General features: G+C 66.7%; 18 protein-coding genes. 4 read left to right on the top strand and 14 right to left on the bottom strand.

What is annotated here, in order from left to right; all coding sequences use genetic code 11:
* Positions 1-7 precede the first annotated feature (7 nt).
* From AC1DJH_RS21065 to AC1DJH_RS21045, 5 genes are all read right to left on the bottom strand, one after another.
* A complete protein-coding gene (locus AC1DJH_RS21065; protein ID WP_478187039.1) occupies positions 8-670 on the bottom strand; it encodes a protein-methionine-sulfoxide reductase heme-binding subunit MsrQ in 663 nt (220 codons plus the stop codon).
* 28 nt (positions 671-698) lie between these two features.
* Entirely contained in the window at positions 699-1718 is a 1020-nt protein-coding gene (msrP, locus tag AC1DJH_RS21060; RefSeq protein ID WP_478187038.1) for a protein-methionine-sulfoxide reductase catalytic subunit MsrP, read from the bottom strand.
* A gap of 116 nt (positions 1719-1834) precedes the next feature.
* Positions 1835-3151 carry a c-type cytochrome biogenesis protein CcsB gene (ccsB, locus tag AC1DJH_RS21055; protein WP_478187037.1) on the bottom strand — a complete coding sequence of 439 codons (1317 nt, stop codon included), beginning with the start codon at positions 3149-3151 and terminating at the stop codon, positions 1835-1837.
* A complete protein-coding gene (locus AC1DJH_RS21050) occupies positions 3148-5322 on the bottom strand; it encodes a cytochrome c biogenesis protein ResB (protein ID WP_478187036.1) in 2175 nt (724 codons plus the stop codon). The genes ccsB and AC1DJH_RS21050 overlap by 4 nt, the downstream gene beginning before the upstream one ends.
* Before the next feature lie 123 nt (positions 5323-5445).
* On the bottom strand, positions 5446-6135 hold the full coding sequence (locus AC1DJH_RS21045; RefSeq protein ID WP_472117188.1) for a c-type cytochrome: 690 nt from the start codon (positions 6133-6135) through the stop codon (positions 5446-5448).
* Between the two features lie 78 nt (positions 6136-6213).
* Between AC1DJH_RS21045 and yihA the strand changes: the two genes are divergently transcribed.
* Together yihA and AC1DJH_RS21035 are read left to right on the top strand one after the other, a co-directional pair.
* The gene (yihA, locus tag AC1DJH_RS21040; protein WP_472117191.1) at positions 6214-6987 is read left to right on the top strand and encodes a ribosome biogenesis GTP-binding protein YihA/YsxC; all 774 of its coding nucleotides are present in this window, start codon (positions 6214-6216) and stop codon (positions 6985-6987) included.
* Positions 6988-7072: 85 nt separating this feature from the next.
* The gene (locus AC1DJH_RS21035) at positions 7073-7984 is read left to right on the top strand and encodes an alpha/beta fold hydrolase (RefSeq protein ID WP_478187035.1); all 912 of its coding nucleotides are present in this window, start codon (positions 7073-7075) and stop codon (positions 7982-7984) included.
* Between the two features lie 21 nt (positions 7985-8005).
* Here AC1DJH_RS21035 and AC1DJH_RS21030 read toward each other — a convergent pair whose 3' ends face one another.
* On the bottom strand, positions 8006-8890 hold the full coding sequence (locus AC1DJH_RS21030; protein WP_435441414.1) for an LpxL/LpxP family acyltransferase: 885 nt from the start codon (positions 8888-8890) through the stop codon (positions 8006-8008).
* Complete coding sequence (locus AC1DJH_RS21025) at positions 8887-9777, bottom strand: lysophospholipid acyltransferase family protein (RefSeq protein WP_472117196.1); 891 nt, start codon at positions 9775-9777, stop codon at positions 8887-8889. The genes AC1DJH_RS21030 and AC1DJH_RS21025 overlap by 4 nt, the downstream gene beginning before the upstream one ends.
* 217 nt (positions 9778-9994) lie before the next feature.
* Here AC1DJH_RS21025 and metK point away from each other — a divergent pair, with 217 nt between their 5' ends.
* Complete coding sequence (metK, locus tag AC1DJH_RS21020) at positions 9995-11179, top strand: methionine adenosyltransferase (protein ID WP_472117199.1); 1185 nt, start codon at positions 9995-9997, stop codon at positions 11177-11179.
* A 3-nt stretch (positions 11180-11182) separates the two neighbouring features.
* Here metK and AC1DJH_RS21015 read toward each other — a convergent pair whose 3' ends face one another.
* The 5 genes from AC1DJH_RS21015 to AC1DJH_RS20995 all read right to left on the bottom strand — a co-directional run bounded on the left by AC1DJH_RS21015 (position 11183) and on the right by AC1DJH_RS20995 (position 17187).
* The gene (locus AC1DJH_RS21015) at positions 11183-11338 is read right to left on the bottom strand and encodes a hypothetical protein (RefSeq protein ID WP_478187034.1); all 156 of its coding nucleotides are present in this window, start codon (positions 11336-11338) and stop codon (positions 11183-11185) included.
* A gap of 111 nt (positions 11339-11449) precedes the next feature.
* On the bottom strand, positions 11450-13600 hold the full coding sequence (locus tag AC1DJH_RS21010; RefSeq protein ID WP_478187033.1) for a TonB-dependent receptor domain-containing protein: 2151 nt from the start codon (positions 13598-13600) through the stop codon (positions 11450-11452).
* 63 nt (positions 13601-13663) lie between these two features.
* Entirely contained in the window at positions 13664-13852 is a 189-nt protein-coding gene (locus AC1DJH_RS21005; protein WP_472117205.1) for a hypothetical protein, read from the bottom strand.
* Complete coding sequence (locus AC1DJH_RS21000) at positions 13849-15039, bottom strand: PepSY-associated TM helix domain-containing protein (RefSeq protein ID WP_478187032.1); 1191 nt, start codon at positions 15037-15039, stop codon at positions 13849-13851. Before AC1DJH_RS21000 ends, AC1DJH_RS21005 begins: the two co-directional genes overlap by 4 nt.
* Before the next feature lie 27 nt (positions 15040-15066).
* Positions 15067-17187 (bottom strand): TonB-dependent siderophore receptor, encoded by a 2121-nt coding sequence (locus AC1DJH_RS20995; protein ID WP_478187031.1) that lies wholly within the window; start codon positions 17185-17187, stop codon positions 15067-15069.
* Between the two features lie 136 nt (positions 17188-17323).
* Between AC1DJH_RS20995 and AC1DJH_RS20990 the strand changes: the two genes are divergently transcribed.
* Positions 17324-18961, top strand: a complete 1638-nt coding sequence (locus tag AC1DJH_RS20990) for a phospholipase D family protein (protein WP_478187030.1) — start codon at positions 17324-17326, stop codon at positions 18959-18961.
* Between the two features lie 43 nt (positions 18962-19004).
* Here AC1DJH_RS20990 and AC1DJH_RS20985 read toward each other — a convergent pair whose 3' ends face one another.
* On the bottom strand, positions 19005-19757 hold the full coding sequence (locus AC1DJH_RS20985; RefSeq protein WP_478187029.1) for a sulfite exporter TauE/SafE family protein: 753 nt from the start codon (positions 19755-19757) through the stop codon (positions 19005-19007).
* Positions 19757-20797: an aspartate carbamoyltransferase gene (gene pyrB, locus AC1DJH_RS20980; protein WP_478187028.1), complete on the bottom strand. Its 1041-nt coding sequence runs from the start codon at positions 20795-20797 to the stop codon at positions 19757-19759. Before pyrB ends, AC1DJH_RS20985 begins: the two co-directional genes overlap by 1 nt.
* Positions 20798-20840 lie beyond the last annotated feature (43 nt).

The raw sequence follows: 20840 nt of genomic DNA, 5'->3' as shown, positions 1-20840 counted from the left end.
GCCGTCATCAGCCGGTGCGCAGCGGCTTCTCGCTGCTGCGCGCCACGCCGGCCGCAGACTGCCTGGCCTTGCTGCGCTTGCTCGCGAAATTCCACACGCGCCAGGCCAGCAGCACCCCGATGATCGCGACATAGATGAACACTTCCGCGAAGTTGTTCTTGCCCGCACGCATCCAGAAGAAGTGCAACAGGCCGAGCCCCGCGATCACATAGACGAGCTTGTGCAGCATCTGCCAGCGCTTGGCGCCCATCGCCTTGATCGCGCGATTGAACGACGTGGCGGCCAGCGGCGTCAGCAGCAGGAAGGCCGAGAAGCCCACCAGGATGAACGGCCGCTTCGCGATGTCCTTGGCGATGTCACCCCACTCGAAACCCATGTCGAACCAGCTGTAGCACAGCAGGTGCAGCACCACGTAGAAGTACGCGAACAGGCCCAGCATGCGGCGGTAGCGCGCGAGCGCGTTCCATTTGCTGATCACGCGCAGCGGCGTCACCGCCAGCACGACACAGATGAAGCGCAGCGTCCAGTCGCCGGTGGCGCGAATCAGGAACTCGGCCGGGTTGGCGCCGAGCCCGTCGGTGAACGCGCCGTAGGCCAGCCGTGCGAACGGCAGCAGGCACAGCAGGAAGATGACCGGCTTGGTCGCCGGATGCATGAGCAGCTTGTTCATGGGAGCGGCGAGCGCGTGGCGCGCGGGTTCAGAAGTTCTTCTTCAGGTCCATGCCCGCATACAGCTGGCCGACCTGGGCTTCGTAGCCATTGAACATCTCGGTCTTGCGCCGCTTGGCGAACAGCCCGCCGCCGTCGCCGATGCGCCGCTCGGTGGCCTGGCTCCAGCGCGGATGATCGACGTTGGGGTTCACGTTCGAATAGAAGCCGTACTCGTTGGCCGCCGCCTTGTTCCAAGCGGTGCTCGGCTCCTTCTCGACGAAGCGGATCTTCACGATCGACTTGGCCGACTTGAAGCCGTACTTCCATGGCACCACCAGGCGCACCGGCGCGCCGTTCTGGTTGGGCAGCACCTCGCCGTACATGCCGAAGGACAGCAGCGTGAGGGGGTGCATCGCCTCGTCCATGCGCAGGCCCTCGGTGTAGGGCCAGTCGAGCACGCGCGAGCCCACGAAGGGCATGGTCTTGGGGTCGGCCAGCGTCACGAACTCGACGAACTTGGCATTGCCCTGCGGCTCGACCTTCTTGATGAGCTCGGCCAGCGAATAGCCGACCCACGGAATGACCATCGACCAGCCTTCGACGCAGCGCAGGCGGTAGATGCGTTCTTCCTGCGCGCTGAGCTTGAGCAGGTCTTCGATGCCGTACTTGCCCGGCTTCTTGACCAGCCCCTCGACCTCGACGGTCCAGGGCCGCGTCTTCAGCGTGCCCGCGTTCTTGGCCGGATCGGCCTTGTCGGTACCAAACTCGTAGAAGTTGTTGTAGGTCGACGCGTCCTTGTAGTCGGTGAGCTTGTCCATCGAGATGGCACCGGGCACCGTCGACTTGGCGCCCGGCAGCGGCGCGAGCTTGTTGGGACGTTCGGTCTGTGCCCAGGCTTCGCGCGACGCGAAAGCCGCCAGCGCCGCGCCTGCCGCACCGCCCGCCATGAGCTTGAGCAGGTCGCGCCGGCTTTCGTATTCGGCACGCGGCGTGATTTCGCTCGACAGCGGGTGAATGAAGCCGTCGTTGCTGCTGGAGCGACGGATCGGGCGGGGATGGAACGACATGACAGGCCTTTCGCGTGAATCGTGATGCTCAGGGTAGTTCGTGACTGCCCCTGTTTTGGTTACGCGCCATCGCGGCGCGTGGTTTCAATTCTTCGCGAAAGCCCGCGGGCCTGCGCCTACAGGGTGCCGTAGCTGTGCAGGCCGCTCAGGAACATGTTCACGCCCAGGAAAGCGAAGGTCGTGACCGCCAGGCCGCCCAGCGCCCACCAGGCCGCCACGGTGCCGCGCAGGCCCTTCACGAGCCGCATGTGCAGCCAGGCCGCGTAATTGAGCCAGACGATCAGCGCCCAGGTTTCCTTCGGGTCCCAGCTCCAGTAGCCGCCCCATGCATCGGCGGCCCACAAGGCGCCCAGCACGGTGGCGATGGTGAAGAAGGCGAAGCCGACGGTGATCGACTTGTACATGACATCGTCGAGCACCTCGTTGGCCGGCAGACGCGCCGCGATGCGCTTGCGCCCGAGCAGGATGCCCGCCGCGATCAGCGCCGAGATGCCCGCGTAGATCACCCAATAGCTGCCACCGGCTTCCTGCACGCGCTGGCGGAACGCCACCGGCACGAAGCACAGCGCCACGCCCAGCAGCCAGATCGGCGTGAGCTTGTACCAGCGCTTTTCGTCGGCCTGCTCCTTGATGAGGTAGGCGAAGGCCACCATGGCCGCGAGCGAGAAGGTGCCGTAGCCGATGAAGTTGGCGGGCACGTGCAGCTTCATCCACCAGCTCTGCAACGCGGGCACCAGCGGCTGGATTTCATGCGCCTCGCGCACGATCGTGTACCAGAGCAAAAAGCCGACCGCGGCGCTCACCACCAGCATCACGAAGGCGCCCAGCGCGCGCGTGTTGTAGCGCTCTTCGAAGTACAGATAGAACGCGGCCGTCAGCCAGCAGAACAGCACGAACACCTCGTACAGGTTGCTCACCGGGATATGGCCGATGTCCGGGCCGAGCTGGTGGCTTTCGTACCAGCGCACCATGGTGCCGATCAGCGCCATCGTCACCGCCGCCCAGGCCAGGCGCGAGCCGATCGCGTCGAAGGTGTCGGCCTGCTTGCCGACGAAGAAGCCGAGCCAGTAGAACAGCGTGCTCATGAAGAACAGCACGCTCATCCAGAGAATGGCGGACTGGCTCGACAGGAAGTACTTGAGCCAGAACACCGTGTCGGCCCGGGCCAGGTCGCCCTGGTAGGAGCTGATGGCCAGCAGCGAAGCGGCGGCCACCACGAGGGCCAGCACGCGCAACGGCCGCCAGAACCAGCCGATGGAGATCATCGCGATCAGTGCGGCGGCAAGGATCGGCTTCTCGTAGTAGTCCATCGACCCCGCGTAGCGCGTGAACGCGAACAAGCCGCCGGCCAGCACCAGCGCCGCGAAAACCCAGTCGAACAGGTTGCGGCGCGAGAGCCAGCTTTCATTGAGCGTGAGGGTCGTGGTATTCATGGTGTCGCCGTTTGTTCTTTGTCCAGTGCGAGCAGCTTGTGCTTGAGGTGCTCGAATTCGCGATCGCTGTCGATGGTCTTGCGATTGACCGAGAAGGCCATCGTGGCGGCGGTGCGTGTGTCTCCGGAGGCCGTGCCGTCGGGTGTGAGCCACACCCAGAGGCGGCGCTCGCGAACGTACAGCATGGCAAAAATTCCGATGATCAGCAACAGGCAGCCCAGATACACCACATTCTTGCCGGGCGCGCGCGCCACCTGGAACACGCTGGCTTGCACCTGGGTGAAGTCGGTCATCATCATCGCGACCGGGGCCGGGTAGAAGTGCGCGTCGCTGATGGCCAGCACGGCTTGCGTCAGGTAGGCCTGCGATTTCTCGTCGTTGGGCAACGCGGCCAGGCCGGCGCCTTCGCGGCTCAGGTTGAGCACCTCGAACAGCACGTCGTTCAGGATGCGCACCAGCACGCCGCCGGCGCGCTCGCGCTCGGCCTCGGGCACGTTGACTTCCATGAACTCGGCAATCGCCTGCCAGCCGCCCACGGTGGTGGCGTCGGCCTTGGCGCGCTCGCTGCCCGCGAACAGTGCCAGCGCGCGCGTGGCCGAGACGCGCAGCTGCTCGGCCATCTCGGGGCGCTTGGCGTCGCTCGCCTTGGCGATGTAGCGCTCGATGGCCCTGGTGCGGGTGTCGGCATCGCCGAGCGCGGCGCGCATGCGCACGAAACCGTCCATCGAGCCCTGATCGTCGGCCGGCACGCGCAGGTACCGGAACGGGTCTTCGGGCTTCTCGCGCATCCCCAGCAGGAACACGGGCTGGCCGTCGCCGGTGTCGACCGGCACCATGTAGTTCTGGTACTCGCGCGCCTGGCCGGCGGCGTCGCGCAGCTTGTAGCCGATGCTCGGGCCGATGTTGCGCAGCACCTTCGGCTTGTTGACCTTGTTGGCCGCGCCCAGGCGCGACTCGATGTCGTGGCGCAGGTCGACCTTGCGCACGTCGGCGCCGCTCGTCAGCGCGCCCGCGTCGGCGAAGTTTTCCACGTTGATCACGCGCAGCGCGGCGTACTCGAGCGTGAGCTTGTCCTTGCCGTTGGTGATCTCGGTGCTCGGGCCGCCGATGACGCCTTCGACCTCGAAGGGCTTGGCTGCGGCCGCCATCGGCACTGCCTTGAGCTTCACCTTGGAGCCACCGTCGTCGAAGCTGGACTGGTAGATTTCCACGCCCTTGTAGCTGGCCGGGTGGTTGACCTCGATGCGCGCGGGCACGGCTTCGCCGGTTTCGCGGTCGTGCAGCACCACCTCGCTCGCAAAGAGCTTGGGCATGCCGGTCGAGTAGTAATCGACGATGAACTTCTTCAGCTCGATGGAAAACGGCAGCTCCTGCAGCAGCACGCCGTCGGCCTGGTTCAGGATGGCCACGCTGCCCTGCCCGCCTTCGGGCACGAGGATGTTGCCGCGAAAGGTCGGGTTGCTGGCGGACAGCCGGTACTGCGGCGGCACGTCGGCGATCATGCCGCCGCCGGTGAACACGCTCTTGCCGTTGAACCAGGTTTGCGCGCGCACCATGAGGTCGCCGTCGAGCAGCCCGCCGATGCACACCAGCACGATGGCGCTGTGGGCCGCGATGTAGCCCAGCTTGTGCGCGCCGCCGGCGCGCGCCGCGACCATCCAGCCCGCCGAGGTCGCACGGCTGCCGTCGGTGGCCTCGCGCTGCTGCAGCTTGACCTTCCAGCCGCCGCTCACCAGCAGTTGCCCGATGCGGTTGGCTGCGGCTTCGGGCGTTTCGCCGAGGCGGCTCTCCGCGCGCTGGCCGAAGGCCTTCAGGCTCTGCGCGCGAATGTCTTCCTTGAAGGTCTTCAGGTCGGCCAGGATGCGCGGCGTGTTGCGCGCGATGCACAGCGTGGTGCTGATCACCAGGAACAGCAGGATCAGCAGGAACCACCAGGCGCCATACACCGCGTCGAGCTTCGCCGCGCGGAACAGCGCGGCCCAGAACGGACCGAACTGGTTGATGTAGTTGTTGATCGGCTCGTGCTGCTTGAGCACCGTGCCGATGATCGACGCGATGCAGATGACGGTGAGCAGCGCAATGGCGAAGCGCATCGACGAAAACAGCTCCACCGCAGCGCGAAGCATTTGCGGGCCGCGACGAACGCGAAGGCCATGTGTGGAGACGGACATCGGGGCGAGAGGAATGAAGGAAAGGAAGAAAAAAGCAAAAGGGCGGGCCATCCTCCTGGATCGGCCCGCCCTTTGTTTGGGGTTGTTGTCGGCGGTTAGTTCACGCTCGAACGCGCGTCGTCATCAACGCAGACCGGCAATGTAGTCGGCCACGGCCCGGATTTCACGGTCGTTGAGCTTGGCGGCAACGCCGGTCATGGGTGCGCTGTTCAGGCGCACGTTGTCGCGGAAGGCGGTGAGCTGGGCCACGGTGTACTCGGCGTTCTGTCCACCCAGGCGCGGGTATTGGGCAGGAATGCCGGCGCCGTTCGGGCTGTGGCAACCTGCGCAGGCCGGGATCTGGCGCTCGCCGATGCCGCCGCGGTAGATCTTCTCGCCCATCGCGAGGGTGTCCTTGTCCTTCGAGAAGCCCGGCTTGACCTTCTTCGAGCCCACGAACCAGGCGATGTTGCGCATGTCTTCCTCGGACAGCGCGGAAGCCAGCGGCTTCATGATTGCGCTCTTGCGCTTGCCGGACTTGAACTCTTCCAACTGCTTGAGGATGTATTCGGGATGCTGTTGCGCCAGCTTGGGGTTTGCCGCAATGGCGGAGTTGCCGTCTGCGTTGTGGCACGACGCGCAGCTCTGGCTGTTGGCCGGCGTCGCGTTGAACAACGTGTCCCCCTTGGCAGGGTCCGGCTTGGTCGGCTTTGCAGGGGCCGCGGCGGCCGCACTTGCCGCTCCTGGCGTTGCCGCGTGCTCATCGGCTGCAAAACTCGTGCTGCATGCGATGCCGACGAGGGCTGCAAGCAGAATATTGGCAAACAACTTCATATCGGGGGCTTCGCTTCGAATTTATTGGCGCAAAACCTCACGATTCTACAATGGGGGTCTTGTTTAGAAAGTCCGTAGATGCCCTCCCCGCGCGCCAAGCCCGCTGCCTATCCTTCCCGCGCGGCTCCCGCCGCGGACCCCCAGGTCGCCGAACGCGAGCGCGTGGCACTGGGCTGGTTGCACACCGCCCACTTCCTCACCAGCGCTCCTCAGCTGGAACACCTGCCCCCTGTCGACCTGCCCGAGATCGCCTTCGTTGGCCGCTCGAACGCGGGCAAGTCGACCGCCATCAACACCCTCACGCAGCAGACGCGCCTGGCCTTCGCATCGAAGACGCCGGGCCGCACGCAGCACATCAACCTGTTCGGCATCGGCAAGCAGAAGGTCGATGACGCCGTGCTGGCCGACCTGCCCGGCTACGGCTACGCAGCGGTGCCCAAGGAAGCCAAGCTGCGCTGGCAGCGTGTGATGGGCAACTACCTGATGACGCGCGAAAGCCTGCGCGGTGTGGTGCTCATGTGCGACCCGCGCCAGGGCCTGACCGAGCTCGACGAGATCCTGCTCGACGTGATCCGCCCGCGCGTGGAGCAGGGCCTGAAATTCCTGGTGCTGCTGACCAAGTCCGACAAGCTCACGCGCAGCGAAGCCGCCAAGGTGCTGTCGATCACGCGACTCAACGCCGGCGGCGGTGAGGTGAAACTGTTCTCGGCCCTGAAGAAGCAGGGTGTCGGCGAGGCGGCCGAGCTGCTGTGGCGCTGGGTGCACCCCGACGGGGCTGCAGCACCCGCGGCCGCATCGGCTGCAGCGGCCGAGCCGATCGAACCCACGGAGCCTTCGCCCGCAGACGAATAGGCCTGAAACAGGCTGCAGCGGCCGTCCAGCGTGCGTGGTTCACTATCAAAAGAATAGCGACAGTCAACCCAAGGAGACAACGAGCATGACCGAGACCTTCCAACGCAGCCTGCCCAACGGCACCACCCTGAGCTGCCGCGCCGCCGGCAAGCCGGGCCGCCCGCTGATGGTGTTCCTGCACGGCTTTCCCGAAGCCGCGTTCATCTGGGACGAACTGCTCGATTACTTCTCGGACCCGGCGCACGGCGGCTACCGCTGCGTGGCACCCAACCTGCGCGGCTTCGAGCGATCGAGCGCGCCGACCGAAGTGGCGGCCTACAAGCCCCAGTTGCTGATACAGGACATCCAGCAACTCGTCGCCACCGAGAGCGCCGACGGCACCATGGCCGCGCTGGTGGCCCACGACTGGGGCGGTGCCTTCGGATGGGGCTATGCCAATGCATTCCCGGCGCATGTCGGTAAGCTGGTCATCATCAATTCGCCGCACCCGGGCACCTTCACCCGCGAACTGCGCAACAACCCGGCGCAGCAGCAGGCCAGTGCCTACATGAACTTCCTTGCGCGCCCCGATGCCGAAGCCCTGCTCGCGGCCGACGACTTCAAGCGCATGTGGCCCTTCTTCACGCTGATGAAGGCCGGCCCCGACGGCTTCGGCTGGCTCACCGAAGAAGTGAAGCAGCAGTACCGCGAAGTGTGGGGCGCCGGCCTCACCGGCGCGTGCAACCTGTACCGCGTGACACCGATGAAGCCGCCGCTGCCGGGCCAGACCGTCGACGGCATTCCGGTGCTGCCGCGCGAGCGGCTCACGGTGAACGTGCCGACCTTCGTGTTCTGGGCGCTCGACGATGCCGCGCTGCTGCCCGGCCTGCTCGAAGGGCTCGACGAGTACGTGCCGAAGCTCGAGATCAAGAAGGTGCCGGACGCGACCCACTGGATCGTGCACGAGCAGCCGCAACTGGTCGCCCGCGAGATCGAGGCCTTCCTGCAGCGCAGTTGATGCCGCCGCCGCCGGGCCGCTTCAATAGATCGGCGGCTCGCCTTCGGGGCGCGTCTTGAACCGGCGGTGCACCCAGTAGTACTGGGCGGGCATCGTGTCGATGTAGCCCTGCAGGCGCTCGTTCATGAGCGCCGTGTCGGCATCGATGTCGTCGGTCGGAAAGTTCTGCCAAGTCTCCAGCACCTGGATTTCGTAGCCGCCCGGCGTGAGCTTCGACACCACCGGCACCACCTTGGCCTTGCCCAGGCGCGCAAAGCGCGACAGCGAGGGCACGGTGGCGGCCTGCACGCCGTAGAACGGCACGAAGATGGTCTGGTCGCGGCCGAAGTCCATGTCCGGCAGCAGGTACAGCAGGCCGCCCTTGCGCAGGCCCTGCAGCACCGGCTTGATGCCGTCCACCCGGTTGAGCGCCGCCACGTCGCCGAAGCGCGTGCGGCCCTCACGGATCCAGGCGTCGACCATGGGGTCGCGCTGGGTCGTGTAGATGGTGGCCGAGGGGCGCGCCGTGTGCATGGTCAGCGCGGTGGCCGCGGCGTCCAGTCCGTAGAAGTGCGGCGCGAACAGGATCATGGGCGCGTCGCCCTCGGCGATCTCGCGGATCTCCGGCGCCGCCCCGACCACCTTGAGCCGGCTCGCCACCACTTTCTCGGGCGCATGCCAGAGCCAGCCGCGGTCCAGCCACGACTGCGCCACGTAGACGAAGGTTTCGCGCGCCAGGGCGCGGCGCTCGGCCTCGGACTTCTGGGGGAAGCAGACGGCCAAGTTGGTATCGACCACGCGCCGCCGCGGCACGGCCACGGTGTGCAGGATGCGGCCCAGCACCCTGCCGAAGCCACGCACGAGCGGCAGCGGCAGCGGCGCAATCGCGCGCATGAAACCGATGCCGAGCCGGGAACCGAAGCTCATGCGGCCTCCCCGGTGGCGGCGGTCACGCGCTCGGCGCGCGGCTCCTTGTAGCGCGCGTAGTCCCAGACGTACTGGCCAGGCAGGCTGCGAATCAGCCGGCCGATGCCGTCGTTCATGGCGGCCGTCGCGTCTTCAACGGAGGCCGCCGGGTCGGTGAGCGCGGTACCGACGATGGGTTCGAAGCGAATCACGTAGCCCGCGCCGCGCGGCAGGCGTTCGCATACGCTCAGGAAGCAGGCCGCGCCGGTCTGTTGCGCGAGACGGGGAAGCAGGGTCATGGTGTAGGCGGGGCGGCCGAGGAACGGCGCCCAGACGCCCTGCCCCAGCGGCGGCACCTGGTCGGGCAGGATGCCGGTGTAGCCGCCGCCGCGCAGCGTGCGGATCAGGCCGCGCACGCCGCTGTTGTTGGTGGGCAGCGTCTGCAGGCCGGGGCGGTCGCGCGAGCCGGCGGCGATCAGGTCGGCCATCCATTTCTTGCGCGCCGGACGAAACAGCGCCGTGATGGGTCCGTAGGCCGCGAGGAAGCGCTCGCCGATGGCCTGGCCGCACATCTCCCAGCTGCCGAGGTGCGGCGCCACAAGGATCACGCCCTTCTTCGCCTGCATGGCGGCCTCGAAGGCCTCGACGCCTTCCCAGCGCACCACGCGGTGCAGCACTGTCTGGCCGTGCGGACGCAGCCAGAGCCAGGGCAGCTCGGAGGCCATCTTGCCCGCAGCGGCGATGGCGGGACGGTACTGGTCTGGCGCGAAGCCCGCGCGCTCGGCGTTGGCCCTGAAGCGGCGGCGATATCCCGGCGCGCTCCACCAGACCAGCCAGCCCAGCATGGCACCGAACCCATGCATCAACGGCATCGGCACGCGGGCAAGCAGGCGGAACAGGGTGATCATTGAAAACGGGAGGGGGTCAAAAAACGGACGCGCGCGCATGGTATGCGCGGCTCGAATAGAATCCAAATTGTCGCCGAGTTACGGAACAACTTGCAGGGCGACAAACACAAGCGCATGGCGATTGTGCCCCGTCGATTTTTTCGACACTCTGCTAAAGCGTTCGCCAGGGCTCCGCAGAGTTGGCAACGCGCCAAATCACTTCAAGGAGCTTTGAAAAATGGCGAACGATTTTCTCTTCACTTCCGAATCCGTTTCCGAAGGCCACCCCGACAAGGTTGCCGACCAGATCTCGGATGCCATCCTCGACGCGATCTTCGAGCAGGACCCCCGCAGCCGCGTGGCCGCCGAGACGCTGACCAACACCGGCCTCGTGGTGCTCGCCGGCGAAATCACCACCAACGCGCACGTCGACTACATCCAGGTCGCGCGCGACACCATCAAGCGCATCGGCTACGACAACACCGAGTACGGCATCGACTACAAGGGTTGCGCCGTGATGGTCTGCTACGACAAGCAGTCCAACGACATCGCCCAGGGCGTGGACCACGCGAGTGACGACCACCTGAACACCGGCGCCGGCGACCAGGGCCTGATGTTCGGCTACGCCTGCGACGAAACGCCCGAGCTGATGCCCGCGCCCATCTACTACGCGCACCGCCTCGTGGAACGCCAGGCCCAGCTGCGCAAGGACGGCCGCCTGCCTTTCCTGCGCCCCGATGCCAAGAGCCAGGTCACGATGCGCTACGTGGACGGCAAGCCGCACAGCATCGACACCGTGGTGCTGTCGACGCAGCACCACCCCGACCAGAGCGAAACCTCGACCAAGATGAAGGCCTCGTTCAACGAAGCCGTCATTGAGGAAATCATCAAGCCCGTGCTGCCGAAGGAATGGCTGCAGAACACGCGCTACCTGATCAACCCGACCGGTCGTTTCGTCATCGGCGGCCCGCAAGGCGACTGTGGCCTCACCGGCCGCAAGATCATCGTGGACACCTACGGCGGCGCCTGCCCGCACGGTGGTGGCGCGTTCTCGGGCAAGGACCCGTCGAAGGTCGACCGCTCGGCCGCCTACGCTGCACGCTACGTGGCCAAGAACATCGTGGCCGCGGGCATCGCGCGCCAGTGCCAGATCCAGGTGGCGTACGCCATCGGCGTGGCCGAGCCGATGAACATCACGGTCTACACCGAAGGCACCGGCGTGATCTCCGACGAGAAGATCGCAGCCCTCGTGCGCGAACATTTCGACCTGCGTCCGAAGGGCATCATCCAGATGCTCGACCTGCTGCGCCCGATCTACCAGAAGACCGCCGCGTACGGCCACTTCGGCCGCGAAGAGCCCGAGTTCACCTGGGAAGCCACCACGCAGGCTCCGGCACTGCGCGCGGCCGCCGGCCTGAAGTAAGGCCTAAGCCGCTCTTTCCGCCGAACTCGCGGCCCTCGCCGGGCCGGCCGGCAGGAAGCGCACCGTGACCAGCAGCCCGCTCGCCTCGCGCGGGTTGGCTGCGAGGTCCACGTCGGCATCGAAGGCCCGTGCAATCTCGCGCACGATGGCCAGGCCCAACCCCGTGCCCTCAGTGGCGGCCCGCAGCGTTCTGACGATTGCGCAATTGCACACACGAAAGAACGGCGGGCATCACCCGCCGTTTTTTGCTTTCATGCCGCTGCGATGGCATCAGAACCGGTAGGCACCACTCAAGCCTACCGTCCAGTTGCGCCCCGGCGCGGGTTCGTAGTAGCGGCCATTGCCTTCGTTGACGATCACCGAACCCACGTAGCGCCGGTCGAACAGGTTGTCGACACGCGCAAAGGCATTGAACTCCCAGCGCTCCCACTTCTTCAGATAGCCCGCGTACACCGCCGCGACGGCATAGCCCGGCGCGCTCGCAGTGTTGACGTCGTTGGCCTGGAGCATGCCCAGCGCGCGCATCTCCACGCCCGCGCGCCAGCCTTCGGGCGGCACCCAGCCCAGCGATGCGAACAGAGACTGGCGTGCAATTCCGGGAATGCGGTTTCCCGCCGACACCGTGTTGCCGGTCCCGCAGGGCGACGGTGAGCAGAAGGCATCGCGGTAGGTGGCGTCCAGCCAGGTGTAGGCCAGCTGCGTGCGCCAGTGATTGGCTGTCTCGTGCTGCCAGCCCAGCTCGAACCCGTTGCGCCGGGTGCGCCCCGCGTTCTGGAAGGTCGCGCGGCCGCCGACGTTGGTGTTCGTCACGATCTCGTCGCGTGTGCGGGTCTGGAACAGTGCCGCCGTCAGCAGTCCGCCCGCGAGCCTGGCCTTGGCGCCGACCTCGATGCTGTCGTTGACCGAGGGGCGCAGCGCGAAGTTCAAGCCGCTCGCGCCGTTCGCCCGGTACGACAGCTCGTTGAGCGTCGGCGTCTCGAAGCCGCGGCCGATGGAGCCGTACAGCGCGAGGTCGGGCGTGGCCTGGTGGCGCAGCGAGGCCACGGGCAGCGTCCTGCTGTAGCGCGCGTTGCCACTGTCGTCGCGGTTCGTGCCGACGATGTAGCGGTCCTGCGAGTTGAAGTGCACGCTGCTGCGGCGCACGCCGGCCTCGAGCGTCCAGCGGTCGGTGAAGCGCCAGGTGGCCTGGGCGTAAGGGTCGAGGTTCCACACCTCGTTGAGCTCGTTGCGCCGCAGCCGGCCCTGCACGCCGAGCACGGGCGCCGCGACGGGGCCCAGGTAGTTCTCGTAGCCGCGGCGCTTCTCGCGCAGGCTGTCGTAGCCCAGGCCCGCCACCACGTCGAAAGGCCGGCCGGCCAGCGTGAGCGCGGCGTTCCAGCGCAGGTCCACGCCGCCGTACTGGCGCGACAGGTCGATCACACCGCCCGCGTGCAGCGGGTTCTGCTGTGCCGACGGGGGAATGGACTGGTACTGCGTGGTCTTGCGTTCGCCGCCGTAGAGCATCACGCGCAGCCCCTGTTCGGCATCGATGCGACGCTCGTAGAGCAGCCCGACCTGCGTCTGCTCGACCGTCTTTCGGGTGTCGTACTGCGTGGCCAGAGGCGCGCTGCGCGGGGCCAGCGCGTACTGGTCGGCGGTGAGTCCCAGCGGGTCTTGCGCGTCGATGCGCACGCTGTTCATGATGAGCGTGAGCTTGTCGCCGTTGTCCAGCGCGATACCCAGCTTGCCGTTGGCGATGTCGCGCCGCGCGGCGCTGTGCTCCCGCCAGCCGTCGGTGTGGAAGCGGCTCGCGTCGAGCAGGTAGTCGACCGCGCCCTGCGAACCGCTCAGCTGCAGCGACTGCCGCCATGTGCCGAAGCTGCCGCCCGCGAGCGAATACGACAGCCGCGGCGGGCCCTCGCCCGAGGCGGTGAAGGCCTGCACCACGCCGCCGGAAGAATTGCCGTAGAGCGCGGAGAACGGCCCGCGCAGCACTTCCACGCGGTCAACCGAGCCGATGTCGATGTTGGAGGTCTGGCCCTGCCCGTCGGGCAAGGTGGCCGGGATGCCGTCGACATACAGCCGCACGCCGCGCACGCCGAAGGTCGAGCGCGCGCCGAAGCCGCGAATCGACAGCTGCAGGTCTTGTGCGTAGTTCAGCCGGTTCTGCACCTGCAGACCCGGCACGGCGCCCAGGCTTTCGGAGAGGTTGACCTGCAGGCGGCTGTCGCGCATGTCGCTGCCGTCGACCCGGTCGACGGAGCCGGGCACGTTGAAGGGCGCGACATCGCCGCGCGGCGTGGAGACGGTGATTTCGCGCAGGCGCAAGGCACCGGCCTGCGGACCGGTATCGGGACCGGGCGGCGGCTCCGGCTGGGCCTGCGCGGCCGATGAAGCCCCCAGCAACAGGAGACAGGCCGCAGCGACGGGAGCGATGTTCATCGCGCCGATTCTGCTTCGGCCTCGCTCCCCGCCGTGTCGCGGTGACGCGACGCCAAGGGAAAACTAGCGGCTGGGCGACTTTCGCCAGCCGAACCAGGCGCAGACGATGACCGGAATGCCCAAGGTGATCCAGGCCAAGATGTCGCCCAGCCCGCCGTCGCTGAACAAGGCCGAGATCAGCCCGAAGGTCGTCAGCAGGCCCAGCACGATCGGCCAGCCCCACATGCGCCAGAAGCCTTGGTGCTGTTTCATGCCCGCGCCTTCATGGCCGGTGCCGGCTCGGGTTGCACGCCAGCGGGACCCCCCGGCTGTTCAGGCGCCGCGGTCTTGCGGGATGCGGGCACGGGATTGCCCCGCTTGAGCCACAGGTACAGCCCGCTGCCCAGCACGATGATGGTGGCGATGTCGAGCAGCGCCCAGAGGATCTGCATCGGCATGCCGCCGTAGTCGCCGAAGTGCAGCGGCTGCGACACCAGCAGCGCCGTGAGGTACCAGGGCAGCTTCGGCGAAGCGGTCACTGCGGCGGTCTTGGCGTCCACCAGCACCGGCTGGAAGAGCTTGGAGGTGAAGGGCTCGCTGCCGCGCACGAAGAAGGTGGTGTGGTGCGGGCTGGAGAACGAGGTGCCGGGGAAGGCGATGAACGACAGCTTCATGCCGGGCGCGTGCTGCAGCGCGGCGTCCATCGAGCGCTGCACCGAGGCGCGCTCGTTCACCGCCACCACCGGCTCGTTCTTGTAGGGAGTGAGCAGCGCGCTGAGCTGGTCGTACTGCCAGTACTTGATGAGCAGGTCGGCCCAGGTATTGATCATGCCGGTGGAGCCCACCACAAACACCCACACCAGCGTGACGATGCCCAGCAGGTTGTGCAGGTCGAGCCACTTCAGGCGCGGACGCTTCTCGCGGCGCACCGTGCCGAAGTCGAGCTTGCGCATGAAAGGCGAATACAGCACCACGCCCGACACGATGGCCACCAGCAGCAGCAGGCCCATGAAGCCGAGAAACAGCTTGCCCGGCAGGCCCGCGAACAGGTCGACGTGCAGCTTGAACATGACGTACATGAAGCCCTCGTCGAACTTGGGCTGCGCGAGGATGTCGCCCGTGCGCGCGTCGACCGCGACCGACTTGAAGTCGTCCGTGGGCGCCGGCGTGGGCGTGAGCGTGACGAACCACAGGCCGTCGTCGTCCTCCGGCTGCGAGGCGAACTGCACCACGCGGTCGGGGTGCTTGGCCTTGGCGATGTCGAGCACGCGGTCCAGGCTGATGCGGGGCGTGCCGGCCGGCATCTTCGGCGCCTCGACCTCGGTGCCCAGCAGATGGCCGATCTCGTGGTGGAAGATGAGCGGCAGGCCGGTGAGGCACAGCAGCAGCATGAAGACGGTGCACACGAGGCTGCTCCATTTGTGCACCCAGGCCCAGGTCTTGATTTTTCGGCTGTTCATGTCGTGGTGGTTTTTTCAGGTCGTAGTCTAGAAGCGGTAGGTGGCGCTCGCGACGACGCTGCGACGCGCACCGTACCAGCAGTCGCCCCGCGCCAGGCAGGTGCTGAAGTAGGTCTTGTCGGTCGCGTTGTTGATGTTCAGGGCGTAGCGCCACTTGGCCGACTCGTAGGCCAGCATCAGGTCCACCAGGGTCACCGAAGGCACGCGCGGCCCCGCGCTGCTGCCGTCCACATCGGTGAAGTCGCTCATGTAGCGCACACCGGCGCCGGCCGAGAAGCCCGGCACCCCGGCGATCGAGAAGCGGTACTTGCCCCACATCGACACCTGGTTGCGCGGCTGTTCGACGAGCTTCCGGTCGACATCGATGTGGGTGTAGTTGGCGATGAGGTCGAAATCGCGTGCCAGCGTCGTCTTGAGTTCGAACTCGACGCCCTTGTTTTTCGTGGCATCGACCTGGCGGCCGTAGTTGGGGTTGGTGCTGTCGGAGACGACGCGGTTCTTTTCCTTGAGCGAGAAGACCGACGCGGTGAAGCTCGTGGCCGAGCCCGCGGGTTGGTACTTGACACCGGCCTCCACCTGCTCGCCGCGCAGCGGCTTGAACAGCTTGCCCTCGAGGTTCGTGCCCGCCTGCGGGGTGAACGATTCGGTGTAGCTCAGGTAGGGCGACCAGCCCGACGGCAGCGTGTACATGACGCCCAGCCGGCGCGAGGTGGCGCTGGTGGTCTCCGAGTCGCTGCCTGCAGTGCCGGCCGTGCTGCGGTCATGGCGCAAGCCGGCCACGAAGATCCAGTTGTCCAGCTTCATCTGGTCCTGCACGTAGACGCCGGCGTTGCGCTGGGTGGTGCGGGGCCGGCTGGCGAACTCGGTCACCGGCACGTAGCCGATGCCGTAGACCGGCGCGTACGCGTCGATGGCGCTGTACGAGGAGCCCTCGATCTTGTCCTGGCGCTGGCGCGAATACTCGGCGCCCACCAGGAAAGTGTGGCGCACCGCGCCGGTGTTGAAGTGACCTTCGACATGGTTGTCGACGCCGGTCATGCGCGTCCAGGTCAGCGACTTGTCGTTGACACGGCCCAGCAGGCGCTGGCCGACCGGGTCGAGGCCCCAGCCGCCGGGCAAGGAGAAGAAGTCGCCGTAGTGGTAGTGCGAGTCGTTGAACGTGCGCGACACGCGAAAGTTCTGGCGGAACGTCCAGTCGTCGTTGAACTTGTGCTCGAACATCCAGCCGAAGGTCTTGCGTTCGGTGTCGTAGCCATCGCCCGGCTCGCCGATGAACCGGCTCGAGCGCAGCGGGCCGTTGACGTTCGCCAGGATGGTGCCTTGCCAAGGAAAGAACTGCGAGGTGCTGCCGGTCTTGTCCTTCTGCCACAGGCCCTGCACCGTCAGCGAGGTGGCGGCACTGGGCCGCCAGGTGAGCGACGGCATGATGAGCGAGCGGTCGTCCGGCACGTAGTCGACCTGCGTGTCGGACTTGCGCTGCAGCGCGACCAGCCGGTACGACCAGTCGCCGTCCGCCGTCAGCGGACCGGTGAGGTCGGCCTGGACCTGCTTGCGGCCGAAGGAACCGAGCTGCACGCCCACCTCGCGGTACGCCTGCTGCTGGGGGCGCTTGCTGACCATGTTGACCACACCGCCGGCCGTGCCCGCGCCGAACAGCATGCCGGCAGGCCCGCGCAGCACCTCCAGGCGCTCCAGCGTGTAGGGGTCGGGGCGAGCGGTGGCGGTGTAGTAGCCGGACGAATAGGTCTGCAGTCCGTCGAGATAGACGGAAGGATCGCTGCCGCGCACCGAGAAGCTGTCCGAGCGAGCGTCGAGGCCGTAGGCGTCAGAGCGCACGCCCGCAGCGTAGGTCAGTGCGTCCTGCAGGTTGGTCGCACCTTGATCGACCATCTGGTCCCGGGTGACGACCGTCACCGACTGAGGTGTTTCGGACAGCGGCGTGTCGGTCTTGGTGGCGGTGACCGCGTTCCTTGCGCGGTAGCCGATGACGGGCGAGGTCGCCGTTTCGGCATCGGCATTGGCATCGACCCGGACTTCAGGCAAGGAAGCCGCCGTTGTCGTCTGTGCAAGCACCTGCTGCTGCGCATAGATCGCAAGACACCCCACCAGCACCGATACAGCCTTGGGCCACGCAACCAACCTCTTCATCAGAACCTCGCTCCAAATACAATTAAGAATCATTATTATTTTATGAGGGAAAAGCAGGCACTTCGTCCAATCCCCAGTCACCGAGCGGGGGTTGCGTTGTGAAATTGCGTCTTCTTTTCGAGGCGAAACAGCTACCATGCCGCCCGCACGCCCCCGTGCGTTTGCGGCCCTCATGTTCAAGCTCATTGCCCTTTTGTCTTCTGCACTGCGCGGCCTGGCCTGGCACCTGATGGCCATGGCTGCGGCTTTGGTGCTGGCAGGCTGCGCCGGGCTGCCTCCGCGCATTCCCGAGCCGCCGGCATTCGCGATTGCGGCCTCCGCGTCCACCGAGCTCGGCCGCGCGGCGCTCAGCCTCAATTCACCGCCCGACGGGTTGTCCAGCATGCGCCCGCTGATCGAGGCCTCCTTCGCGCTCGACGCGCGGCTCGAGCTCATGCGGCGCGCCACGTCGTCGCTCGACATCCAGACCTACCAGCTGGGCAACGACAAGACCGGCCGGCTGCTGCTGCGCGAAATGCGCAATGCCGCCCGGCGCGGCGTGCGCGTGCGGCTGCTGCTCGACGACTTCTACACGGCCGGCATGGACCCCCTGCTGCTCGGCCTGGCCGCCGAGCCCAACGCCGAGGTGCGGCTGTTCAACCCGTTCGTGAACGCGCGCGACCATTCGTCGGGGCGCTGGCTGGAGTTCTTCGGCGACTTCCGCCGGCTCAACCACCGCATGCACAACAAGCTGTTCGTGGCCGACGGCGCCATGGTCATCGCAGGCGGGCGCAACCTCGCCGACGAGTACTTCCTGCGCAGCGAGAGCGCGAACTTCATCGATTTCGAACTGCTCATGGCCGGTCCGGTGGCCCCCGAGTCCGCCGCCATCTTCGACACCTACTGGAACAGCGACGTGGTCTACCCCCTGCACCGGGTGGCCAGCACGAGCCGCACACCGCAGGCGCTGAAGGCCGACTTCGAAGAAGCCACCTCCCCGGCCCATGCGCCCCCGCCCGGCCCGCTTCCGATCACCGACCTGCTCGGCGACCTGCCGCTGGGCGCGCAGCTCGCCGACGTGGCGCAGCTGAGATGGATGCGCGCCGAGGCGCACGCCACGGCCGACAGCCCCAACAAGGCGCTGGGCGTCATGACGCAGCCCACCGAGTCGCTGGCGCGCCGCTTCCATGAAATGCTGGCCACCGCGCAGTCGAACGTGGTGGTGATCTCGCCCTACTTCATTCCGGGCGACGAAGGCATGGAGCGCATCCGCATGGGGCGCGAGCACGGCATCAACATCACCGTCATCACCAACTCGCTGGCCGACAGCGACGAGCCGCTGGTCAACATCAACTACAACCGCTACCGCGTCGACATGCTCAAGCTGGGCGTGAACCTGTACGAGGTCAGCACGCAGCAGCTGCGCCGCGCCGGCCAGTTCCGCACCCTGCTGAAGAAGGCCCGCGGCCGCCTGCACGCCAAGCTGGCGCTGGTCGACCGCCAGTGGGTGCTGCTGGGCTCCATGAACCTCGACCCGCGCTCGGCGCTTCTGAACACCGAGTTCGGCGTGCGCGTGCGCAGCTTCGAGCTGGCGCAGGCCCTGCTGTTCGCCTACCAGCTCGACGACATCGAAGGCGTGTACCGCGTGACCCTCAACCCCGACGGCAAGAACGTGCAGTGGATCGGCACCGGCGACGTCGACAACGAGGTGCTCGACAGCGAGCCCGATTCCAGCATGCTGACGCGGCTGCAGTTGCTGCTGTTCTCGTGGTTCGTACCGACGGACCAGCTGTAGCGGCCCGGCAACCACGGGCTGCGCGGGCCACGTGTGCCGGCTCCTACCCCGCCGCCCACGCTTCCCACAACAGCTTGGCGCCCAGCAGCAGCGTGAAGGCCTGGAAGGCGGTCTTCATGCGCTTGGGGTCCGCCACACGGGCCACCCACGCGCCCAGCCATCCGCCCACCGCACATCCGACGAACAAGGGAATGCCCAGGCGGAAGTCGACGGCGCCGCTGGAGACGAAGGTGGCCACCGACGCCCCGACCACCAGCAGGTTGATGCGCGTCATGACCGCCGCGCTCTCGCGGAACGTGAGTCCGTAGCAGCGCATCAGCGCGAAGATCAGCAACGTGCCGAAGCCGGCACCGAAGAACCCGGAATACACGCACAGCCCGAAGATCACCGCCACGCCTGCCGGCGCGTACGGCAGGCGCGCCTGCACATCACGCGGGCGTTGCGAGAAGTCGGTCCGGTGCGTGATCCAGAGAATGACGACCATCAGCAGCGCCACCAGGATCTTGAGCACCCGGTCGGCAATGCCGACCACCAGCAGCGAGCCCGATACCGATCCCACGACCGCCAGCGGCCACACCACCCAGGGCATCGCCTTGTGCTCGGCGGCGTCACCGCGGTGCGCGAGCGAGCCGGTGACGAAGGACCCGAGCAGCGCGAACTTGACCGTGGCAATGCTCTGCGCCGCCGAGTGCCCCATGAGCAGCAACAGCGGCACGCCCGCCGTCGCACCGCCGCCGATGGTGACCGCCACCACGCCGATGAAAAGGCCCAGCGCCGGAATCACAAGCAAGGTCATCACGACCTGCCGCCGCTGACCGGGCCCGCGCCGGACCCGACGGCGAGGCAGCGCAGCAGCGCCGCACTGCGCACGGCCACGCCGTTTCGCGCCTGCTGGAAGTACTTGTTCTGCGGCGTGTCGTCGATGTCCGCGTCCAGCTCGTCGGTGCGCGGCAGGCAGTGCATGACGACGAGGCCCGGCAATGCGCGGGACAGCAGCGCACGGTGCAGCCGGCACTTGTGCAGCTGGCGCTGGTATGCGGCCGGATCGGTGAATTTTTCCTGCTGCACGCGCACCATGTACACGACGTCGACAAGCCCGATCATTTCCTTCATCGACGAATACTCGAGCGCCGGCACGCCGTTCAATTCGCCGAGTTCCCGGGGAAATTCGGTGCCTTCGTCCGCCTCGTGCGGCGCATCGACCACGTGAAGGCGGACATTGCTGAACTTGCGCAACCCTGCGATCAGCGATTTCGCCGCCCGCGAATAACGAATGCCGCCAGCAATGCCCACATGCAGGTTGTCGATGTCGCCGAAATGGTCCTGCAGCGTATAGAGATCGATCAGCGCCTGGCTCGGATGCCGGACCTGTCCCTCGCCCGCATTGATGAGCGGCACGCGCACCGTGTCCTTGATGCGGCGCATGACGCCGTCCTCCGTGTGGCGCGCCACCACCGCGTCGCAATAGAAGCCGGCCATGCGCGTGGTGTCCAGCAGGCTCTCGCCGAGCTCCAGCCGCGTGTTGCGCATGTCGGACACGCTGAGCACGCGCGCGCCCAGGCGGTGCGCTGCCGCCTCGAAGCCCAACCGTGTTCGCGTGCTGGGCTCGAAAAAGAGCGTGCACACCACACGCCCGGCCAGCGCGTGCCTGAAGATTTCGGGTGTGCGACGCAAATGATCGACGGTCGAAAACAATTTCTCGATATCGATCCTGGAAAGATCCTCGATGGAAATAAGGTCCTGCATGCCAATCCCCTTGAGCAGTTTGTTTGAAACGCGTCCATGGGGTCCTTGGCATATAACCTGCCGTGCGGATCTTGCCGCCCTGGCATCCATTCGTTCGGCCAGTGTTCTGCTCTTTGCCCCTCCCCAACTCATT

The organism is Variovorax sp. 10N412 (assembly GCF_056394985.1).
Note: the sequence above shows the minus strand (reverse complement) of the source record. Positions and strands in the feature narration are given on the sequence as shown.

Bases quoted from the DNA above. Each gene is read 5' to 3' on its own strand.
- AC1DJH_RS21065 (WP_478187039.1), bottom strand. From the start codon at position 670: ATGAACAAGCTGCTCATGCATCCGGCGACCAAGCCGGTCATCTTCCTG.
- msrP (WP_478187038.1), bottom strand. From the start codon at position 1,718: ATGTCGTTCCATCCCCGCCCGATCCGTCGCTCCAGCAGCAACGACGGC.
- ccsB (WP_478187037.1), bottom strand. From the start codon at position 3,151: ATGAATACCACGACCCTCACGCTCAATGAAAGCTGGCTCTCGCGCCGC.
- AC1DJH_RS21050 (WP_478187036.1), bottom strand. From the start codon at position 5,322: ATGTCCGTCTCCACACATGGCCTTCGCGTTCGTCGCGGCCCGCAAATG.
- AC1DJH_RS21045 (WP_472117188.1), bottom strand. From the start codon at position 6,135: ATGAAGTTGTTTGCCAATATTCTGCTTGCAGCCCTCGTCGGCATCGCA.
- yihA (WP_472117191.1), top strand. From the start codon at position 6,214: ATGCCCTCCCCGCGCGCCAAGCCCGCTGCCTATCCTTCCCGCGCGGCT.
- AC1DJH_RS21035 (WP_478187035.1), top strand. From the start codon at position 7,073: ATGACCGAGACCTTCCAACGCAGCCTGCCCAACGGCACCACCCTGAGC.
- AC1DJH_RS21030 (WP_435441414.1), bottom strand. From the start codon at position 8,890: ATGAGCTTCGGTTCCCGGCTCGGCATCGGTTTCATGCGCGCGATTGCG.
- AC1DJH_RS21025 (WP_472117196.1), bottom strand. From the start codon at position 9,777: ATGATCACCCTGTTCCGCCTGCTTGCCCGCGTGCCGATGCCGTTGATG.
- metK (WP_472117199.1), top strand. From the start codon at position 9,995: ATGGCGAACGATTTTCTCTTCACTTCCGAATCCGTTTCCGAAGGCCAC.
- AC1DJH_RS21010 (WP_478187033.1), bottom strand. From the start codon at position 13,600: ATGAACATCGCTCCCGTCGCTGCGGCCTGTCTCCTGTTGCTGGGGGCT.
- AC1DJH_RS21005 (WP_472117205.1), bottom strand. From the start codon at position 13,852: ATGAAACAGCACCAAGGCTTCTGGCGCATGTGGGGCTGGCCGATCGTG.
- AC1DJH_RS21000 (WP_478187032.1), bottom strand. From the start codon at position 15,039: ATGAACAGCCGAAAAATCAAGACCTGGGCCTGGGTGCACAAATGGAGC.
- AC1DJH_RS20995 (WP_478187031.1), bottom strand. From the start codon at position 17,187: ATGAAGAGGTTGGTTGCGTGGCCCAAGGCTGTATCGGTGCTGGTGGGG.
- AC1DJH_RS20990 (WP_478187030.1), top strand. From the start codon at position 17,324: ATGCCGCCCGCACGCCCCCGTGCGTTTGCGGCCCTCATGTTCAAGCTC.
- AC1DJH_RS20985 (WP_478187029.1), bottom strand. From the start codon at position 19,757: ATGACCTTGCTTGTGATTCCGGCGCTGGGCCTTTTCATCGGCGTGGTG.
- pyrB (WP_478187028.1), bottom strand. From the start codon at position 20,797: ATGGATGCCAGGGCGGCAAGATCCGCACGGCAGGTTATATGCCAAGGA.